Raw genomic sequence first — 20068 nt, 5'->3', positions numbered from 1 at the left:
GGTCAATTAGAAACGGAAGTGAGCAAAGGCGCGGTTCGCCTGAGCCATCTTGTGAACATCGTCACGCTTGCGGACGGAGCTGCCAGTGTTGTTGGAAGCATCCTTAATCTCGTTAGCGAGCGCGAGGTGCATGGGTGTTCCCTTGCGGCCACGGGCGTAACCAACGATCCAGCGCATTGCGAGCGCCTCGGACCGGTCGGCATCCACTTCGAGAGGCACCTGGTAAGTAGCACCACCCACACGACGGCTCTTCACCTCAACGCGAGGCTTGGAGTTTTCAATCGCACGGTTGACGATCTCAAGAGGATCAACAGTGTCGGTTCCGTCGTTAGCCTTATCGATGGCAGCGTAGACAATCCGCTCCGCGAGGGAACGCTTGCCTTCCTTCATCACCATACTGATGAATTTGCCGACGAGAGGACTGTCGAACTTCGAGTCGTGGACTGGGTCCTTCTTATACTTGCGTGATCTGCGAGCCATGGTTCAAAAATGGTTAAAAATTACTTCTTCGGACGCTTGGCGCCATACTTGGAGCGGGACTGCATCCGCTTATCAACACCGAGGGTATCCAAGGCACCACGGACGATGTGGTAACGGACACCAGGAAGGTCTTTCACACGACCACCACGCACGAGGACGATGGAGTGCTCCTGAAGGTTGTGGCCTTCTCCGCCGATGTAGGCGATGATTTCGTGGCCGTTGGTGAGGCGGACTTTCGCAACTTTACGGAGGGCGGAGTTCGGCTTCTTAGGTGTGCGGGTGTAAACCTGCAAACACACGCCACGACGTTGCGGGCAATTCGTCAATGCGCGTGACTTGGAAGCGACGGTAATTTTCTTACGTCCCTTTCGCACGAGTTGGTTAATGGTCGGCATAATCTCTGCTTCTCAGCTTTTGGTTAAAAATCGGTTAAATTTGGAGGATATCACTCTCCCCGCCTTTCCAAAAACCCTGAGCACTTGCGACCAAACAACGTGCGAGAATCTCACTCGCATCAGCTGACTTGTCCGGAAGCAACCCGATAGGTATTTAAAAAACGAAGCAACCGGGGCCAAAAAGACACCCAGTCACGACTGGCGGGGCGCGGACTATAGAAATCGCGGGCTTACTGACAAGACCAAAGTTTGTAATTTCGCGGAAAAAATTCAGATGATTCGGATCATTTGATTTCCAACCCCGTGAGTTCAAATCCTTTTACCACAGCTCCAACCCTCCGGAACTGAAGCCGAAGAGGACAAAATCTCCTTGTCGCGCAATGGAATCAGCCGAAACGAGAGACTCTTTCAAATAGCACAAGAAAGACGGGAAAGCAAAATTGAAGCACCCACAAATCGAACTCCGTTGGTTTCTTTGCCCTTCGCCAAATCACAGAAATTGTGGTCACCCAAGTAGCCAAAAGCGAAAATTCGACGATTTTCAGAAATTCTCCCCCGTCCACTGCCAGAGCACCCACCCCGAGAAACAAGAACTGGAGAACAAGTGACACCAGAACGGGCAGACAATATTGACCCCGATTGCTTCCTGCCAGAGACCGCCAACTTCCGCTCTCATTGCTTGCTGACATAGTCACTATTCCTAGATCCCTCGAGAAACGACGCCAATGTGAAAGCCTCCTCGCTTTCATTTACGTCAACTCGCACCACCCAAAACGCGAAAGCCCAGCGGCCCACCCCTCGATACGGGGCAGACAGCTGGGCTGAAATTAGTGATTTCCGCTGACCGCTACTTACGCTTCCGCACTAGGAAAGCAAAAGAAGCAAACCCCATTAGCAACGACACCGAGGGCTCGGGGACAGGAGCCGGCACAATATCGAGGTAGAAAGCCTTGATATTATAGTTGGATGACCCGCTGTTCGCGAAAGTGATGAAATCGCCATTCTCGAACACAGGGTCCGGGTTGGCATACCACCAGTCACCACTAATTCCCTGATAGGTTGTATCCGCAATGAAGTTGAACTCCCCTTGGGAAAGAGATGTTCCCGTCGTGCCTGTTCCGCCCGTCTCCGAGGGATACCGCACCGCGGCTTCTGCCCCGGTTCCATTGTCCAAGCGGTCGAACCCAATCCCCATTAGGATCACTTCACTGATATCGGGCCCGAAGGTCAGGGTGATTGTTAGGACCTCGCCAGAGTCAATGGCAGTAGAGCTTTCAACACTATTCCCTGCCCCATCCGTATTGACCCCCGCCACATTCGACCCGGCATTGAATACAGCGGTCTGATCGCCGATGGTCGAAGTTGCGGTAGCGGTAATTGTCACCCCATCCACCGTAGCGGTACTCACTCGATTGGCATCGGGAGAATCCAGCGCTTGCCCGGGAGATTGGCTATTGCGAAAATCCCATAGGACCGTGGCCGCCATCATCTCGCCAGTTAAGCTCGCTGCAATCAGCCCGAGAGCCACCTTTGTATATTTCATTTATCTTTCTGGTTTGTTGTTTTTGCGTCCACTCAATGCGAGCCCCACCTCGGAGATCCCTCTTCAAAAGGAGAAATATTTAACCCACATTTGAGTGAACTGATTTGAGATTCAGTTTGCGAAGACCCTTACGAACAAGGCGTCCTCCTCGAGCAAGGCTGACGGCAGCGTCAAAGTAATCACCTCGACGGGATCACCACCGTCCGACGACTCGATAGGGGCAAAGCTTGTGAACTCACCCTCCAGCGTGGTCGAATATCCGTAAGTATAAGTTAGGTCGGACAGAGCTGGCTTTCGCCGAGTGTAACTCAACAAGCCTGTCGCCTTATCCAAATCGGTTTGGTAGGGACTCACCGATCCCGCGCTGGTCGGCTCGGTTCCAAAAGCGTATTCGGCAGCGTTGCTCACTCCATCCAAATCATCATCCTCTGCAGGCTCGCCCTCGACACCGAACTCAACCACCCAATCATCATAATCAGATGGCTCGGCTCCCGTTACGTGCAAGACCCCAGTGCCAAAGAGATAATCCGACTCAAACTGAGCATCGGTAAAACGCGGCCCCCAGATCCCCGGCTGCATCTCTTCACCTTCAATCACAAGCTTACCAACCTGATCTTCGCCGGTGAAGCTCAGCACAATGCCCCCGGTGCCAGAGATCTCAATGCGGGAAGTATCCCCGAAGGAAGGCTCCGCACAGAGTAGAGTTCCAGCCTGAACAATCGTATCTCCAGTGTAGGTATTCTCCGCATCAAAGTAGACTTCACCTTCTCCAGTTTTAATAAAATCGCCCACTCCCATGATGGGAAAATCAAAGTAGAAGTCGTTATTCCCGAAAGGCACGAAGAGCTCCAGGGCTGTGTCAATGCGCACAGCCTCATAGATCACGTTTTCCCCCTCGTCCAAAGCGGACTCAATTCGAGTTCCGGTTCCTTGGATCACTACCAACCCGTCCCGATCGTCCGAGGGTTCCTCCTCATTGCGACCCAATTTCAAACCATGGAAAGAAACTTGAGACCCGATGAAGTTCAACCCCTCCTGACACGAGCTATAGTCCTCCCCATCGGTTAGCGCGACCGCGTTCGCCCCGTCGAAAGTCATGACTCCCCCATTGTAGTCGAGATGAAGAGGACCGCCGTCACTCGAGGTGAAATCACCCGTGACGATGAGCTCGCCTGAGCCCTGCTTGGCGAACCGCGAACCACGGAGGTCCGATACGACCCGCCCCACGCTTGCCGTAATATTGGAATTGGTGCGGAGATTCGCCCCCTCCATATCAGCCAGAACATAGCTATCGGCGGAATTCGTGACAGAACCACCGGCTTCAATCCGCAACTCGCCGCCCCCGGAAAACACCAATCCCGAAGTCGTCAAAGTGCCGCCATCCACTTGCAAAGTTCCGTCGGCAATCAAAGTAACACCCGACCCCGTGTCCACATTCCCCTTGATCTCGAAGTTGCTGTTTCCAGCCTTCACAACTCCATCTGTAACCAAGTCACCACCCTGCAGCTCGAAAGTAGCGGTAGAGTTGTTCGTGATGTAGAGCTCTCCGGCAGTGATGCCACCCGCGTCCACCACAATGTCGGTTGCAGTCCCAATCGTCACGCCATCCCCCGTCTCGAATAGAGAAGGCAAACCATCTTCGGAGAAGTTGAGCTCTATCGTATTCCAGTTCGCGCTCTCACTCCCAGTCCAAGTTAATGCCGGCGAGGCGACATTGACCTGCCCACTCAGCGTCAGGTCAGTTGTCGCATTAAAGTAGATTTGATTTCGCGATGCCGTGGCCCCCACCGCATCGGATGCCCGCAGCCGGAAGTAATAAGTCTCCATCGGCTCGATAACCAAATCGGAGGAAAAAAACGTCGATGCATCACTCGTATAAGTTGGCCCCTCACCAGCTCCCTCGGTCAAGTCATCCCCCATGTCGAGAGCTCCCGCAAAGACCGGGTTGGAGAAGGCGGGCTCAACATCGTATTCGAGAATGATCTCAGGCTCCGACCACGCCCCACCCGAAGAACTTGCTGCCCGAGCAAAAGCCGCAAATTCCAAGGACTCGAGAGTCACCTGCTGAATCATCCCAGCGGTGATCGAAAACTCAACATAACCCTCTCCACCAGTATAACCCCGGGTCCTCCAAGCTCCGCTGTCCGAGTCTTGCGTATGAGAAACTCCTCCCGCCATTGTAACCGGCGTCACAAGCACCGAAGAGTGGGAATTCGCAACTTGGGCCGAATCACCGGAAATCACAAAATCCCATTTCGCAATTTCCGCACCGAGCAGGGTTTCCGATAGAAAAACCGGCAAAACGGCAGCCGAAGCCAACAATACCGAAACATTACATTTACAACACTTCACCTTACGGATATCAGACATATTCAATTAAGTATTTTTAGGGGCCTTTCACCTCGCTTTTTCGAGCAAAAATGAAGACCTTAAGTTCGAATTGAATCAGCAAGGCGCATGCCTACCGAAGGCGGCAGAGAAAAAAATCCACCCCGCGCGAAACGCGAAGAACAAAACAACACAAACAAATTACCGCCAAAGAGTTACAACCCAATTAACAAACCGAAAATAACGGGTGAAAAACCAAAATTCAGGCTCGAAACAAAAAAGAAACAAATAAAATCACTGTAAAGAAGTGATTTTGAAACGTGTTGCTTCGAGGGCTTTTGGAGATTTAGATTAGTGATATCGAAAATCGACTAAAAACCACAAAACACTCAATATAAACCACCACCAAAACAAACAACTTCAACTCCAAGAAAAACTCACTATTTTTACATAATCTTAATTCTACAAAATCACGATTCCTTGCTTGAGTTAGCCCGAAGATGAAAAATATAAGCCTCCTTCTCCTTTCCACAGCGGCCTTTAGCTCAACACAGGCCGCTTTCATGATTACCGAAGTCATGTCGAGCAGCAGCCACGCTGGCGGCGCGGCAAATGGTGATTGGTTCGAGCTGACCAATACCGGCTCCCTCAGTGTGGACTTGACCGGCTACTATTGGGACGACGATGGAGCAACAGGCAATGATGGAGCTCTCTTTCCAGCCATCACACTTTTGCCGTCTGAATCCATCGTAATTGTGGCCGAAAGCATCGCAAACATTCCCGACTTCGTTGCAGCTTGGGGAGGTGGTTTCATCGCCTACTCGGAGGAACTTTTTAGCGGGAACGATCCTTTTTCAGGCTTGGGTTCCGGCGGAGACCAAATCGAAATTTGGGATTCAGACCCCAATGTTGGTCCCGCGAATCTAGTGGCCTCCGCCACCTTCGGAACTGCGACCGAAGGCTCGAGCTTCGAGTGGGATACCTCTGGCACGAGCTTGGATCTCAGCATTGCAGGAGAGAACGAAGCCTTCGTAGCCATCAGCGATGGAGCCGACCCAGCTGGAGCCGGAACAGATGTCGCATCCCCAGGCTTCGCTGTCGTGCCTGAAGCTAGTAGTGCAGCCCTCTTGCTCCTGGGACTTCTCCCTATTCTCCGACGCCGACGCTAGCGCTGTCCGCCCCTTTAATATTCGAAAAAACAAGAGGCCCTCTCCCCTGCTTTCACAGAGGTAGAGGGCCTGTTCTATTAAACGTGTTTGTGAAGAACCTACTCTTCTGAAGTTTCTTCAGGAGCTGCCTCGGATGAAGCGGTCTCCTCGCCTTCCTCGTCATCTTGTGACGAGCCATCCGCATCAGGAACAACTCGGGCGATTCCTTGTAGCTTTTCCCCTTCTTTGAGGGTCAGCAACTTCACGCCCTGTGCACTTCTTCCTGTCTCGCGCACTTGGTCAACTTTGATTCGAATACTCAGGCCACCAGTGGTCATCAGCATAAGCTCGTCCTCAGGCTTCACCGCCAGAGCGCCAACCACAGGTCCGGTCTTCTCGGTCACCTTCATCGTAATGATGCCCTTACCGCCCCGAGTTTGGCTCCGGTATTCCTCGTAAGTCGTCCGCTTCCCAAGCCCGTTCTCACTGGCTACCAACAGAGTCGCTTCGCTATCCACGATAGCCAGCCCCACGACAAAGTCACCTTTCACCGGCTTGATTCCCGCGACCCCGGCCGCAGTTCGTCCCATGCTGCGGGATTGGGTTTCATCGAAGCGGAGACTGAGCCCGTTGTTCGTAACCAACACCACTTCATCGTTACCACTGGTCAGACGCACGCCAATGAGCTCGTTGTCCTCCTCCAGCTTAATGGCGATGATTCCATCCTTGCGGAAATTGCGGAAATCATTGAGCGCGGTCTTCTTCACCTTGCCGGTGCGCGTAGCGAAGAAAACGAAGCCCATCCCCTCGTCGAAGGTATGATCCTCGCCATTCTCGTTCAGCTTGCGCTCCACCCGGAGAACGGTGGCAATCTTTTCGTCCGCCTGCAGGTTCAGAACGTTTTTGATGTTCCGGCCTTTCGACGCACGGGAACCTTCCGGGATATCATAAACCCGTTCGACATAGGCCCTCCCGGTGTTGGTAAAGAACATGAGGTAATCGTGGGCACCCGCACTAAAGAGAGTTTCCACAAAGTCATCTTCGTCGTCGTTGGCACTACGCGTCTCCATTCCGCGCATTCCTTTACCACCGCGGGATTGCGTACGGTATTCGCTCGCCGCAGTGCGCTTGATATAACCCCGGTGACTGAGCGAGACGATCATCCCATCGTTGGCAATCAAATCCTCGATCGCGATGTCTCCATCGTCAGGAACAATTTCACAAAGACGCGGAGTGGCAAACTTCTCCTTAATCGCAAGAAGCTCTTCTTTGATGATATTGAGCACGCGCTGCTCACTACCAAGGATATCGAGAAAATCTTTGATCTCCACAAGAACAGCATCGTAATCCCCCTTGACCTTATCCTGCTCCATCGCAGTCAACTGATAAAGACGGAGCTCCAGGATGGAATTGACCTGGCGATCAGTGAAAACATAACGGTCGCCTTGAATTGATGGCTGGGAACGAATCAAAATCCCCAACTGCTCTGCTGTAGCTGTCGAGAACTCGTAAGCCTTCAGCTTCACTCGTGCCTCATCCCGGTTCTTGGAACCGCGGATAATACGGATAAAGTCGTCAAGATGGCCCAGCGCCAAGAGGAAAGCCTCCAATGTCTCCGCCCGCTCTTCGGCCTTGCGCAGGAGGTAACGGGTGCGGCGAATGATCACTTCGCGGCGATGCTCAATAAAGGCATCCAATGCATCCAGAAGACCCATTTGCTTGGGACGACGCTCATGAATTGCCAACATATTGACCCCAAAGGAGGTCTCCATCGCGGTCAGCTTGAAAATCTGATTGGCAACCACCTGGGGACGGGCGTCCCGCTTGAGAGAAATTTCAATGCGTGTCTGATCGTCTGATAGATCCCGCATTCCGGAGATATCCGTTAGAATCTTCTCTCTCACCAATTCGGCGATTCGCTGCTGCAAAGTCGCCCGGTTCACGTTGAAGGGAACCTGGGTGATGGTTAGAATGGAAGCGCCGGAATCCTTCTCATCGATCTCGATTTCCCCGCGCATCTTGATACTTCCCCGCCCGGTGGCAAAGTAACTATCAATCCCCTTGGTGCCTCGGATTTGGCACTTCATCGGGAAATCGGGTCCCTTGATGATCAGTTTCATCTCATCAAGAGTGATGGTTGGATTGTCGATTCGAGCACAGACCCCGTCAATCACCTCACCCATGTTATGGGGCGGAATGTTGGTAGCCATCCCGACGGCAATCCCGGTTCCCCCGTTCACGAGCAGGTTGGGGATCGATGCCGGAAGCACAGTAGGCTCGAGCGCGCGTTCATCGTAAGTGTCGGTCATATCGACCGTCTCCTTCTCAAGGTCGATCATCATGGCCGACCCCATATGAGTCATGCGGGCCTCGGTATATCGCATGGCCGCAGCAGCATCGCCCTCCACCGAGCCAAAGTTACCTTGCCCATCAACCAAGATCTCCTTGAGCGTCCATGGCTGAGCCATATTCACCAAAGTCGAGTAAATCGAGCTATCTCCATGCGGGTGATATTTACCCATCGTTTCACCAACGATACGGGCACACTTCAGGTGTTGCTTGGCCGGAGTGAGCGAAAGGTCATGGTGCATCGCGTAAAGCACGCGGCGCTGGGAAGGTTTGAGACCGTCGCGCGCGTCAGGTAGCGCACGCGAGATGATCACGGACATCGAGTAGTCGAGGAACGCGCCCGACATCTCGTCAGCCACGTTTACACTCTTAATTTCATCAGAAGCCATTGAATTACGGGAAATCTAGTAGTAAAAATTTTGAATTAAACATCGAGGTTACGCACGTTGAGCGCATTGTCCTCAATAAATCGTTTGCGAGGCTCCACGACATCGCCCATCAGGACATCGAACATCTTATCTGCCTCCAAGGCATTGTCTTCATCGAGACGAACCTGTAGTAGCACCCTCTTTTCAGGATCCATTGTGGTGGAAAACAATTCCTTCGCGTTCATTTCTCCCAAACCCTTGAATCGTTGGATACGCATCCCCTTGCGTCCAACCTCCAACACTCTCGTCAGCATTTCGAAAAGGTTGAAAAGCGGAGTAACTTCCTGATCCTCGCCAACCCCGTCCACTACCTCGTAGATGGGAGTATCGTCTGAGAAAAAGACATCGGTATCGATTCCGAGCTCGTTGATACGGGCCAGGAGACGGTCAATCGCATGAACCTCATGAAGCTCTTTCTTCACAGCCCGTCGCATCGCTCCAGAGTATTTCTCCTTATAAACTTTATCCTCCTCGTCGCTCAGCTCTTCGCCAAAGAGACGGAGATCACGATTCTCTTCCGCATAGGCTTGCAACTGACGCTCATCGGCAAAGTAGAGGACTTCCTCTTCATTTCCGGTACGAACCCGAACCAAAAACTGAGGAAGCTTGCTCCCTTCACGCTTGGAAAGAAGAGTCCGGAAATTTCCACCGTGTCCCTCAACGATAGACACATAGCGTCGTAAGTTTGCGAGATGCGCCAACACTTCCTTCAGCAAATCTGTTTCAAGCGTCTTGTCAGTGCCATACTTCCGAATCACCACATCTTCGGAACCGAGACGGATCAGGATGTTGTTTAGCGCGGCATCATCCGCAACATACTCCTCACGCTTTTTGCGGGTGACCTTGTAGAGCGGCGGCTGGGCGATATAGAGATAACCGGCCTTCACCAAATCAGGCATATGGCGACAGAAGAAAGTCAGTAGAAGGGTCTTAATGTGCGCACCATCGATATCAGCATCCGTCATGATAATGACCTTGTGATAGCGAACCTTTTCAATATCGAAGGCTCCTTCTTGATCACCATCACCGATTCCAGCGCCAATCGCAGTAATCATGGCTTGGATCTCCCGGTTCTGCAAAGCACGGTGAAGACGAGCCTTTTCAACATTGATCACCTTGCCTCGCAGAGGAAGGATCGCTTGATTCACCCGATTGCGCCCGGACTTGGCGGATCCCCCGGCGGAATCACCCTCCACAATATAGATTTCACTCTTCTTCGGATCTCGTTCTGAACAGTCAGCGAGCTTACCGGGAAGTCCGCCCCCTGACATCACCGACTTTCTTACGGTCTCACGCGCCTTGCGAGCGGCTTCCCGTGCGCGAGCGGCATTGACAGCCTTGTCGATGATTTGCTTGGCGAGGTTGGGGTTTTCTTCGAAGTATGCCTGCATTCCCTCGTAGACCACCGAATTCACCACCCCTTCGATCTCAGCATTGACCAACTTGTCCTTCGTCTGGGAACTGAATCGTGGGTTGGGCATTTTAACCGAAATCACGCAAACGATTCCTTCTCTGACATCCTCACCCGACAGGTTGGGATCCTTTTCCTTCAGCAGCTTGTTAGCTCGGGAATACTGATTAATGGCGCGGGTCAGAGAGCCACGGAAACCAGTCAAATGAGTCCCGCCATCAGCATTGGGAATCGAGTTGGCGAAACAAAGAATCTGTTCGTTGTAGCTGTCGTTGTATTGGAATACCACATCCACAAAGACATCGTCTTTGGTGACCTTCCCATCATAATCAACCTCGACGTCACGCTTGCCGCGGAGAACAACAGGACTGTCGTGAATGAGAGTTTTGTTCTCGCCCAACTGAGTGACGAACTCTTCGATTCCCTTCGCATAGTAGAAGGTGGCCTTCTCTGCAGAATCGGGGCGCTCATCCTCAAGCTCAATTGTCAGCCCGGGATTCAAGAAAGCCAGCTCACGGAGACGAGTTGCAAGACGGTCAAACTCGAAAACGATGGTATCGACGAAGATGGTTGCATCAGGAAAGAACGTAATGGTGGTGCCGGTAACCTTCGGTCCGACCTTTCCAATCACTTCCAGAGGCTTGGTTGTCTTGCCACGCTCGAACTCGATGGCATAGATTTTTTCATCACGATGGACTTCTGCACGAAACCAATCGGAAAGCGCATTGACGCACTTCGCGCCGACCCCGTGGAGACCTCCTGAATACTTGTAGGCACCTTGCCCAAACTTACCACCCGCGTGAAGGCTGGTCAGCACCAGCTCCACTGCAGGCATGTTGAACTTTGGGTGCATATCAACCGGGATGCCCCGGCCGTCATCCCCGATCGAGACCGAACCATCCGCATTGATGGAAACCGAAACCTTCTTACAGTAGCCAGCCAAGTGCTCATCAATCGAGTTGTCCAATACCTCGAATACACAGTGGTGAAGTCCACGAACGTCAGGGTCGCCGATATACATTCCGGGTCTTTTCCGGACCGCTTCCAGACCCTCGAGTTTATCGATTTGAGAAGCTCCATACTCCTGCTCTGCACCGACTCCCGTGCTTGCCTCCTCCGATGGATTTGACTCCACTGGTTTTTCGCTTTCCTCGCCTTGCGCCATATAGAAGAAAGAGTCTGAAATTGAAAAGGTTCACACAAGGCTGTTTCCTTATATTTGCGTCAAAAAACAGAGTTTTTTTCACCCCACAAATCCCCAATTTCATCGCGATTATTCGCCATCCCGATGCCTTCGGAAATAGCATCCCACAAAGAAGATTTGAAAAGCTACGCGAATGCCCTGATGCCTATTCGTTACGGAGATACCAAACCACAAGAACCACCACTATAACCACTAGAAAAGTAGCAACGAGGATCCGAATCAAAGCGCCCATGTTCGCCTTTTCATCCTCGATCGGCATAGGACCATTGGCGGGGTAGACCCGCCCTCCCCTTCGTTTTCCCCGCCCCGAAGCCCCCCTGACAGCCTCTCCTCTTCCCATGCCAGAGCGAAGTCCACCCTCGGCCGATATCCCCCGAGTAACACCAGAAGAAGGAATCGAAAGTGAAGGGGATTCCAGCTCTGGAGCCTTCACCAAGCTGCCACACTTTGGGCAGGGCGCTTGTAGGCCGGCCAGAGAATCATCGAAACCCAAATGAGTGCCACACGAGTCGCAGCTAAAGTGAAGAGTCGAACCTTTCTTTCTCCGAGCCATTCACGAAAAGTAAAAGCTCGAAGTCACTTTGAAAAGAGGAAGTCGCGTTCAAGCCAGCTCCATTACCGACTTCTGCCACCTCATCAATTTGGAAGAATCCCCCGATGCAAATGCCTCGAAACTTGCCCGGGAACCCAGAACCGAGGGCTCGATCCCAAGCTCTTCCCCCTTTTTCTCACGTTTGGCAAGAAACGCATCTACCAGCTTCTCGCGCTCGCGATCTCTTTCACGACGAGGAGCTCGAACCTTCTCCGGCCATTCGTCTGGCTTCAACGATCTGGCAGCCTCTACCCCTTCCAGCAACCGGCGACGTCGATCCGGCCGCATCGAACGGTTTAAATCCAACCGCTCTCCGTTCGCCGCAGCAATACTCCAAGCCAAGAGATCTTTATTCCCTGCAACCATGAAGCTAGGACGGTCCCATTTGGCCGCTTCCGATTCTCGCCACGTCCAGACCGCCTTTAAAAAAGCGAGAGTCTTCCGATCGAATTTCCCAGAGCCTTTGATTCGCCATGCGTTGTCCTTGTTATCTGAACGCTCAAGCGCTCGTTCGCGATCCCAATCGCAGCTCTCTTCGAACCACTCAAAGCGCCCCAACTCCCTCAACCCGGCCTCAATCTTGCGTGCCATCGGGATGAGATATTTGACATCATTGAGGGCGTACTGCGCCATCTTGTCAGGCAAGGGCCGCTTCCCCCAATCGGCTTTCTGAGAACCTTTGGACAAAACTACCCCGAAGAACTCTTCGACCAAATTCGCGTAGCCGAACTTTCGACAACCGAGCAATCGCGCTCCAATTTGAGTATCCCAAACCTTGACTGGAACCCCTCCCCAATCGCGACGCATGAGGGCCATATCGTAATCGGCTCCATGCATCCATAGCGGACGCGAGAGAAGACGCTGAGCGAGTTCGCTCAAATCTTGCTCCAGCGGGTCAACCAAAACTCCTCGTTTGCCGTCCGTAATTTGAACCAGGCAAATCTTCTCACTGAACCGAAACAGACTGTCGGCCTCAAGATCGAGGCCGAGCAATTCTGCTTGAAGGAGTTCTTCGTCGTAACCCCAAACTACTGGTTCGACTCCTAGTTCTTCCGACACAGTGGAGTATTAAGGAGTAACAACGCCGAATGTATTTTCGCGAGCGCAGGCGCGGAATAAAGAGAATCCCGAAACCGGTGAGGTGCTCACAATCTTGTATTCAAAGTTGTCATCTTTAACGACCTTCCATTCAGTATTTGGATTTTCAGGGTCGCTGAAGTCAATCAAAGCTGCTTGACCATCAAGCCCCACTTCCTCGAAGTAGTATTGGATATACTCGCGAACGCCGGGACGCTTCTTGACTGTAAGCTCGCAAAGGGAAGTTTCAGGGTCGATCTCAACCGTAACTTGCGCTGACACCTGAGAGTTGGCATCGGCAATAGGAGGATTCTGGAATTCATTTGCGGCAGAAGCATCAAAAGCGAATTCGAACAAGTCGGACTGCCCATCACCATCGAGGTCACCCCCAAACTCAGTGGCAGCCTCGTCAGACTTAGCACCTTTTACTGATTTGGCACCAAGCGTTCCGAGAGCGCTTGTCAGACCCGAAATTGTATCAACCAGGACCAACTCCAATTCGAAGTCACGGCGGCTCAAGTCACCAGGAACCAGGGCTTGCGAGCCAGATAGGTCAGCTGTGGCAACACTGCGAGAGTAACGAATTCGCATAATCAAGTCGTTACGAGGAGGCTCAGCCAAGGCCGCAAGATTCTGCGCGCCGAACTCACTCCCGTAGAACAGGCTGAATGCCACACTTGGGAACTCATAGCCGTTGTCGAACACACTCGGCAGAAGAAGCTGCCCGCCGAAGTTCTGGTCAACGAAGGGGAATGGCCAGATGGGCCATTCGAAATCATTCTGCTCATTTCCAAGGAACGCTGCATCAAACAGTGCCGCAGGATTCGGGAACGCGGCGTAGACGAATGCCTCGGTGAGGTCCACATCTGTAAACACTTCCAAAGTGGTGTCCGTAGTATTCCCAGCGTAGAATGCCTGTCCTTCGAACGAAGTCAGACCAGAATCGTCGATGGTGAAAGAATCACCGTCTGCAAGGCCATGGGGAGAGAGGGTGGTAATGGTCACCGGATCCCCAGGAGTGATTGCAATATCACTGATATCTGGAGCTCCATCTACCATCGGGTTAAGAACTCCCAAAGTGCCGTCAGGAATGATGTCGAGGACAAGCGGCTCGTTGAGACCCTCATCAATAAAGAGCTCGAACTGGTTGGCTGCATCAAAACCGACTTTGTCAGATTGGAGATTCACGAAAAACCGCTGTCCATCAAGAGCCGAGAACCCGGTTCGGTAGAGAGTAATTTCCTCTCCATCCTCAAGCCCATGCCCGAGCGCAGTTGCAACAGCTGGATCACCTGGAGCGTCCCCGGGCTCAACAACAGTCACAGCAATCTCGCCCACTCCATTGTAAGCAATCGGAGTTCCTTCTGAAGTGAATCGGCGCTCAAAAACTTTCAAGAATGCTTGGTCCAACCCTTGGATCAGGTTTGAAAAATCATTTCCAGACCATGAAATTGAACCAGGGGAACGATAGTCAACGAGAACAGCGGGATCACCGTCGTAGTCAGTCCCCATATTATTCAAATTGGTGAATCGAAAACCCTTGCGAGTGCTTGTGATACCCGCACGGTTTGAAATACCGGGATAAGCCTCGATGAACTGGAGCTGGTTGACTGCGATTTCGTCGGTGGGAGCATAGCTGACATCCAAATCCTTGTTCAACTCGATCCAAGGCCGGATAGGGTAAGTGAACAGGTAGCCGTTGGTGTTGCCAGTGTTGATGATTGTTTCGCGCAAGTGACGAATCTCCTCAACTTTTGCCTGCTGCTTATGAAGTTCACGCTCCAAATCAGTCAGAATACCGTCACCGTTGGCATCCGCATCGCTGACCAGATACTCACGGGTCATTTCGTAGCGGGTCGCATCCTTCTCGCGGAAGGTGGCCGACTGAAGGTCGTGCAAAACCAAAGTTGAGCGGTCCTTGAATTCATTCGAAGGACGGGGAAGGTCAGTGATCGGAGCGGCAACGAGCCGGATGTATTCCGGGACTCGGGCCGGGATCCGTGATGCCTCATCGACTGAACCCAAGCGGTGCCAGGAATTACTCACATCCCGATCGCGGTCCCCAAACCGGCGGGTTACAAAGGCATTGTGTCCAGCAGGACAAGGAAGGTCGCCAGGAAAATAAGGAAGCAAACCAACACCAGCGGCGAGACTTGGACACTCCGTGTTAGAGAGGGCATTGCCGTCATAGATGAAGAAGAGCAATTGACCACCTTCGTAGGTGAACGAGGTGCCCGATGTTGCACGGTAAATCCGGTCATTCGCGACTGCAATGGATGGCGTAGCTGAAGACGGGACCGAAAGTCCGACCAAGATAAGTGCACAAGCAGAACGGGCAAAGTTTCGCATACGAGGGAAATGTCGCCCGTTTGAATTCATGCTGCAAGACGATTCTCCCCTATCGGGACAATTTTTTAGATAACTTTTCAACTTTTGTGGTGTGGCGTGTGTTGTCAAATCCTGGAGAAAAAGTCAGCCAACCCACTCGTAAAGAGCACATTAACAACCTCCCCCAGCCTACAGGAACCTCCTAACGGAGGCCCTTCAATAAAAACTCCGCGTTAGACACGGTTCCCTTCAATTGCTTCATGAGTGTCTCGACTGCTTCCCCAACCGGCATGGAGGCCAGCTGGCGGCGCAAGTCAATGACCCGAGGCAATTCTTCCTTGTGATAAAGGCGGTCATCATTACGAGTTCCGCTCTGCTGAATATGAATTGCAGGGAAAACACGTCGTTCGGCAAGATCTCGATCGAGTCGAATTTCCATATTTCCCGTCCCCTTCAATTCTTCAAAAATAACGTCGTCCATCCGACTGTCAGTCTCAACCAGGCAGGTCGCAAGAATCGTCAAACTCCCGCCATCGACGACATTGCGAGCCGCTCCGAAGAACTTGCGGGCTTTTGCCAATGCTGCTGGATTCACTCCTCCCGAACCAATTGGTCCACCGCTAGCCGCATTATTGTATCCCCTGGCCAAACGAGTCAAACTATCGAGAAGAATGACAACATCCTTGCCATTTTCGACAAGGCGTCGAGCCCGAGCCAAAACCAGATCCGAGACCTGAGCATGCCGCTTCGAGGTCTCGTCAAAAGTTGAGCTATAAACCTGAGCATCAACGGTATCCTCGAAGTCGCTAACTTCTTCAGGTCGCTCATCCAATAGCAGGATAATTAATTCAACCTCGGGATGGTTGCTCTGCAAAGAACGAGCGATCTGCTTGAGTAGCACAGTCTTCCCTCCGCGTGGCGGCGCCACAATCAAACCTCGTTGCCCCTTGCCAAGCGGTGCGACAAGGTCAACCAGTCGAACTGCCATGTCCTTTTCATCCTTGGTTTCGAGATGAAAGCGCTCCTCGGGAAATTCCGAAGTGAGATTCTCAAAATCGTCACCCGGATCAAACAGATGTGCTGGCTGCCTTTCGATTTCCAACACCTCACTCACAGAAAGGTAATTATCCCGACCCCGTGGAGGACGAACTCGGACTTTCACCATATTTCCGTCGCCCAATCCGTGCTCTTTGACGAGGTGAGCACCTAAATAAACATCGTCTGGTCCAGGCTTAAAGCTACGACCGGGATCCCGAAGCATCGCGAAGCTATCCTTTGCTTTCTCCAGTACCCCCAGGGCCTGCAAATCACATCCGAAGTTCCCCAGCTTACAAAAGATATCGAATACCAACTTCCCCTTCTCGGCTCCGGTATTACGAATCGATAAATCGGAAGCCAGCTTCAAGAGATCTGCCAAAGGACGAGTTCTGAGTTCATTCAAGTCTGCGATAGCGGGTAATTCGATATCACATACCGGTCCCCTCTTCTCCCGATCATGCTCGATTCGCCCCTTCATCTTGGTAACGAAAACCTCGACTTGTTCGGAGAGAAAATCAGCGCGACCTGAAGTCCAGAAGACTTGGTCGGCAGCAGCCAGCTTGTCCTCCCAAGGCAATTGGGTAGCGAGAATCGCTTCCGCGACCTCTTCATCCAGACCCGGGCGCTCTACCAATCTTTCTTTCTGCACATCCCGTGGACAGGCGGTGACGATCACTCCCCGATTATCCCACTTCCAGCCGGTTTCAAAGTAGAGAGGAATATCAGCCAAAAGAACGTCGACCCCTTCACGCTGACCTTTACGAGCCATCTCACCGAGACGCTCGCGCACTTTGGGATGAAGAATTTCCTCCAAACGTTTACGAGCCTCCGAGTCGGAAAAAATGAGCTTCCGAACTTCACCTTTGTTCAACTGATCCCCGTCAAAGCAGTCGGAGCCCAGAGCCTCTTTAACCTCCTTCAGAACAGAAGATTCACTGAGGAGCTCGGCAACTTCGGCATCGCTATCAAAAAGCAACATATTCTCGATCCTTTCGGAAAGAAGACCTGCCAAAGTTGATTTGCCGCTGGCGACGCCACCGGTCAGAACGAGAGATATCATTACGATTGTGTGAAAAAGAGATCGGTCGGAAAAAGAAAGCCTGATGGCCGAAACCATCAGACTTGGTAAAATTCTAGAACTTAAGAGTGAGACTCTTACTTCTCATCAGTGATGGAAGGAAGAACCATTCCGTCCATACCAGCGGGTGCTGCGAAGTCTGATACACCTGCACCTGGGTCACCGAGTCCGGTGTTGCCACCATTGATTGGACGACCAGTAGCGTCGATAATCTGCGCGGTCACGAAGATAATCAAGTTGCTCTTGATGTGGTTCTCAGAGTTGCTCTGGAAGAGACGGCCAATCCAAGGAAGGTCACCGAAAATTGGCACCTTATCCTCGACGCGTTGGACGTCTTCACGCATCAGACCACCAACTGCCACAGTGTGGCCGTCATAGATAGTCAGACCAGTGTTGACCCGGCGACTTGCGAAGACCGGCATCTCGATGCGGTTTTCGGTAATCGTCACGTTTGTTGGGTTACCGAAGGCATCCGAAGCAGGCGAAGTGATGGGGCTGCCGTAGTTGATGAATCCCTCAAACTCCACAATCTCGGGAGCGAAGCGAAGGTCAATCACGTAGTCATTCGCACCAATGGTAGGCTGAATCTCGAGAGTAACACCGGTGTTACGGGTCTCGAAAGCAGTCGGAGTCGAAGGAGTTACGGGGAAGATTCCGCTTCCTGTTCCGCCACCGATACCACCAGTAGCACCAACTTGGTTAGGAAGTTCTGGTGGTTCGTATTCAGTTGGATAGATAAACTCGCGAATAATTTCGATAGTCGCAGTTTCACCGGAACGAGCCAGAACGCTAGGAGCGGTCATAATATCAGTTCCTTTTTTCTGAGCCAATCCGCGCATAATCATCTGCACTTGACCATCTGTGAAGAGGCCTGTGAGAGAAAGGATGCCGGGAGCAACCGCGTTGCTCTGGGCTGTGCGGTCGGGATTATTAAGAACAGAATCGATGCTGTTCTTGGATACGGCATAATCACCGGAACGGAGACCGCTTGTTACAGTGCCGCCAGTCAAGGCCGCGCTGGTGTCGGCAGGAACGTTTGGTAGAGTGAATGCTCCAACAGTTCCTACAAAGTCACCGCCTGTGCGAGCTGCACCATTACTAGTAGTTCCACCACCAGCAAAGAACTCACTGGAAACTCCGAAAGGACTTACCAACCAGTCGAATCCGAGCTCGTCAGTATTCTCCTGAGCAACTTCCACAAACTTGGTCATGATGCGAATCTGCTTGGGAGTTTCCTTCAGCAGGTTTTCAACAATCTGGTCAACGAGGTCCAAGTTGGAAACAGTGTTCTTCACAATCAAACTGGAAGAACTGGAGATGTAGCGGGCGCTGGTTCCGTCGGGGAAATCAACACCACTGTCGCTGAGCAACTCCTTCACTGTCTTTCTCACTGAGAGGCCAGCACCACCAAGACCTTCGTCGCTGGCAAATGGATCGCTGGAATCACCGCCACCGCCGGAATCACCATCAGAAAGGTCAGTTTTGAAAGTCGGAGGAACAGTCCACGTGCGAGTCACGAGGTCAGCGCTTCCGGAGGAGCCGATTGGCAAAAGAGTAACCGCGTATTCATCAACACGGTAACGAAGACCAGTCTTGTTACACACGTATTCCAAGGCAGTCGCCAAAGGCACGTTGCGTAGACGAAGAACGTCGATAGTCTTCGAGGATGGGTCGTCACCTAGAAGGAGACCGCCTCCATCAAGAGACTCGTCCACTCCACCTCCGCTTCCGGAAACAGTGCCCTTTTCGATCACGAAGTTAATCCCCTTGCGAGTAGGATCCGGGTCGGTATCGAGCTCGATTGACTTCTGAGTCAAATACTCCATGGCCTCATCAAGCGGGGTATCTGCGAAGTCAACCCGCGGGATGATGATGTTCTGAAGCTTGTTTGTGATGTTCAGAGAGCGACCGTTGTTGATTTGGCCTCCACCTCCGATGAATTGCCCTTGCTCCGCGATAGAAGGAACGGTCAATTCCCAGGCTTTGTCTACTTCCATGAGAAGCTGAGCCCGAGTGTGGTCGTAAGCAGCGCGGTAGTAGTCAGACTTGATTGCGGCACAACGCTCCAACCAACGGCGAGCAGCTTTGTTGTAAGGGTCGATACGAAGAACGGCATGGAACTTCATTTCAGCCTTATCATAGTCAGCAAGATTGTAAAAACCTTCACCCTGATAGAGGAGACGACGAACCTCGTCGACATTCTGTGAGTGCTCGTGAGTCAAAGATGGATTCACCCGGATAGGATCATCAAAATACTCGAGAGACTTTTCAGCCTGGAAGCGATCGGGATCAGCAACCAAGACATCATTGAGAAGTCCTTTGGCCTCATCATACTTACCAGTCCGACGATACTGTTGCGCAAGAGCAACACTGCCGTCACCGAGGTGAGCGATAATTTCGTTGCGCTTCACTTCAGTCTTTGGACCGATGGGAAGAACATTGAGAGCTTCCTTATAAAGGCGAACCGCCTCTTCGTAATCTTTGGAAGCATAGGACTTACGACCTTGCATCAGAAGGTCAACGGCTTGTTCTGTCGCTGCTTCCCGGCGGAGTCTCTCCTCAGCCAACAGGCTTTGGCCCGGGCTGTAAGTGAGAGGCGTCGCTGCAAAGGCGAGCGCCAGTAATCCTGCGTGAAAGCGCGTTGTGGTGTGCTGCATGATTTGGTGTGT

Annotated in this window: 11 protein-coding genes; 1 reads left to right on the top strand and 10 read right to left on the bottom strand. The window is 52.1% G+C overall.

The window, feature by feature from the left end; all coding sequences use genetic code 11:
• Nucleotides 1-6: 6 nt before the first annotated feature.
• The 4 genes from rpsG to IE099_RS03760 form a co-directional block, all read right to left on the bottom strand.
• Complete coding sequence (rpsG, locus tag IE099_RS03775; protein WP_189567482.1) at nucleotides 7-480, bottom strand: 30S ribosomal protein S7; 474 nt, start codon at nucleotides 478-480, stop codon at nucleotides 7-9.
• A gap of 20 nt (nucleotides 481-500) precedes the next feature.
• Complete coding sequence (gene rpsL / locus IE099_RS03770) at nucleotides 501-875, bottom strand: 30S ribosomal protein S12 (RefSeq protein ID WP_189567481.1); 375 nt, start codon at nucleotides 873-875, stop codon at nucleotides 501-503.
• Nucleotides 876-1722: 847 nt separating this feature from the next.
• Entirely contained in the window at nucleotides 1723-2418 is a 696-nt protein-coding gene (locus IE099_RS03765; RefSeq protein ID WP_189567480.1) for a PEP-CTERM sorting domain-containing protein, read from the bottom strand.
• A 111-nt stretch (nucleotides 2419-2529) separates the two neighbouring features.
• The gene (locus IE099_RS03760; RefSeq protein WP_189567478.1) at nucleotides 2530-4788 is read right to left on the bottom strand and encodes an autotransporter-associated beta strand repeat-containing protein; all 2259 of its coding nucleotides are present in this window, start codon (nucleotides 4786-4788) and stop codon (nucleotides 2530-2532) included.
• 458 nt (nucleotides 4789-5246) lie between these two features.
• Between IE099_RS03760 and IE099_RS03755 the strand changes: the two genes are divergently transcribed.
• Nucleotides 5247-5915 carry a lamin tail domain-containing protein gene (locus tag IE099_RS03755; RefSeq protein ID WP_189567476.1) on the top strand — a complete coding sequence of 223 codons (669 nt, stop codon included), beginning with the start codon at nucleotides 5247-5249 and terminating at the stop codon, nucleotides 5913-5915.
• A 98-nt stretch (nucleotides 5916-6013) separates the two neighbouring features.
• On the opposite strand, the gene gyrA is transcribed toward IE099_RS03755, so the two are convergent.
• From gyrA to IE099_RS03725, 6 genes are all read right to left on the bottom strand, one after another.
• Nucleotides 6014-8632 (bottom strand): DNA gyrase subunit A, encoded by a 2619-nt coding sequence (gene gyrA / locus IE099_RS03750; protein WP_189567474.1) that lies wholly within the window; start codon nucleotides 8630-8632, stop codon nucleotides 6014-6016.
• 35 nt (nucleotides 8633-8667) lie between these two features.
• The gene (gene gyrB, locus IE099_RS03745) at nucleotides 8668-11247 is read right to left on the bottom strand and encodes a DNA topoisomerase (ATP-hydrolyzing) subunit B (protein WP_189567473.1); all 2580 of its coding nucleotides are present in this window, start codon (nucleotides 11245-11247) and stop codon (nucleotides 8668-8670) included.
• A 640-nt stretch (nucleotides 11248-11887) separates the two neighbouring features.
• Nucleotides 11888-12937, bottom strand: a complete 1050-nt coding sequence (locus tag IE099_RS03740; protein ID WP_189567472.1) for a ribonuclease D — start codon at nucleotides 12935-12937, stop codon at nucleotides 11888-11890.
• A 9-nt stretch (nucleotides 12938-12946) separates the two neighbouring features.
• Entirely contained in the window at nucleotides 12947-15304 is a 2358-nt protein-coding gene (locus IE099_RS03735) for a hypothetical protein (protein ID WP_189567471.1), read from the bottom strand.
• 181 nt (nucleotides 15305-15485) lie between these two features.
• Entirely contained in the window at nucleotides 15486-17381 is a 1896-nt protein-coding gene (gene rho, locus IE099_RS03730; protein WP_189567470.1) for a transcription termination factor Rho, read from the bottom strand.
• Nucleotides 17382-17476: 95 nt separating this feature from the next.
• Nucleotides 17477-20056: an Amuc_1098 family type IV pilus outer membrane protein gene (locus IE099_RS03725; RefSeq protein WP_189567469.1), complete on the bottom strand. Its 2580-nt coding sequence runs from the start codon at nucleotides 20054-20056 to the stop codon at nucleotides 17477-17479.
• Nucleotides 20057-20068 lie beyond the last annotated feature (12 nt).

Source organism: Roseibacillus persicicus, from assembly GCF_014651675.1.
GTDB lineage: Bacteria > Verrucomicrobiota > Verrucomicrobiia > Verrucomicrobiales > Akkermansiaceae > Roseibacillus > Roseibacillus persicicus.
Note: the sequence above shows the minus strand (reverse complement) of the source record. Positions and strands in the feature narration are given on the sequence as shown.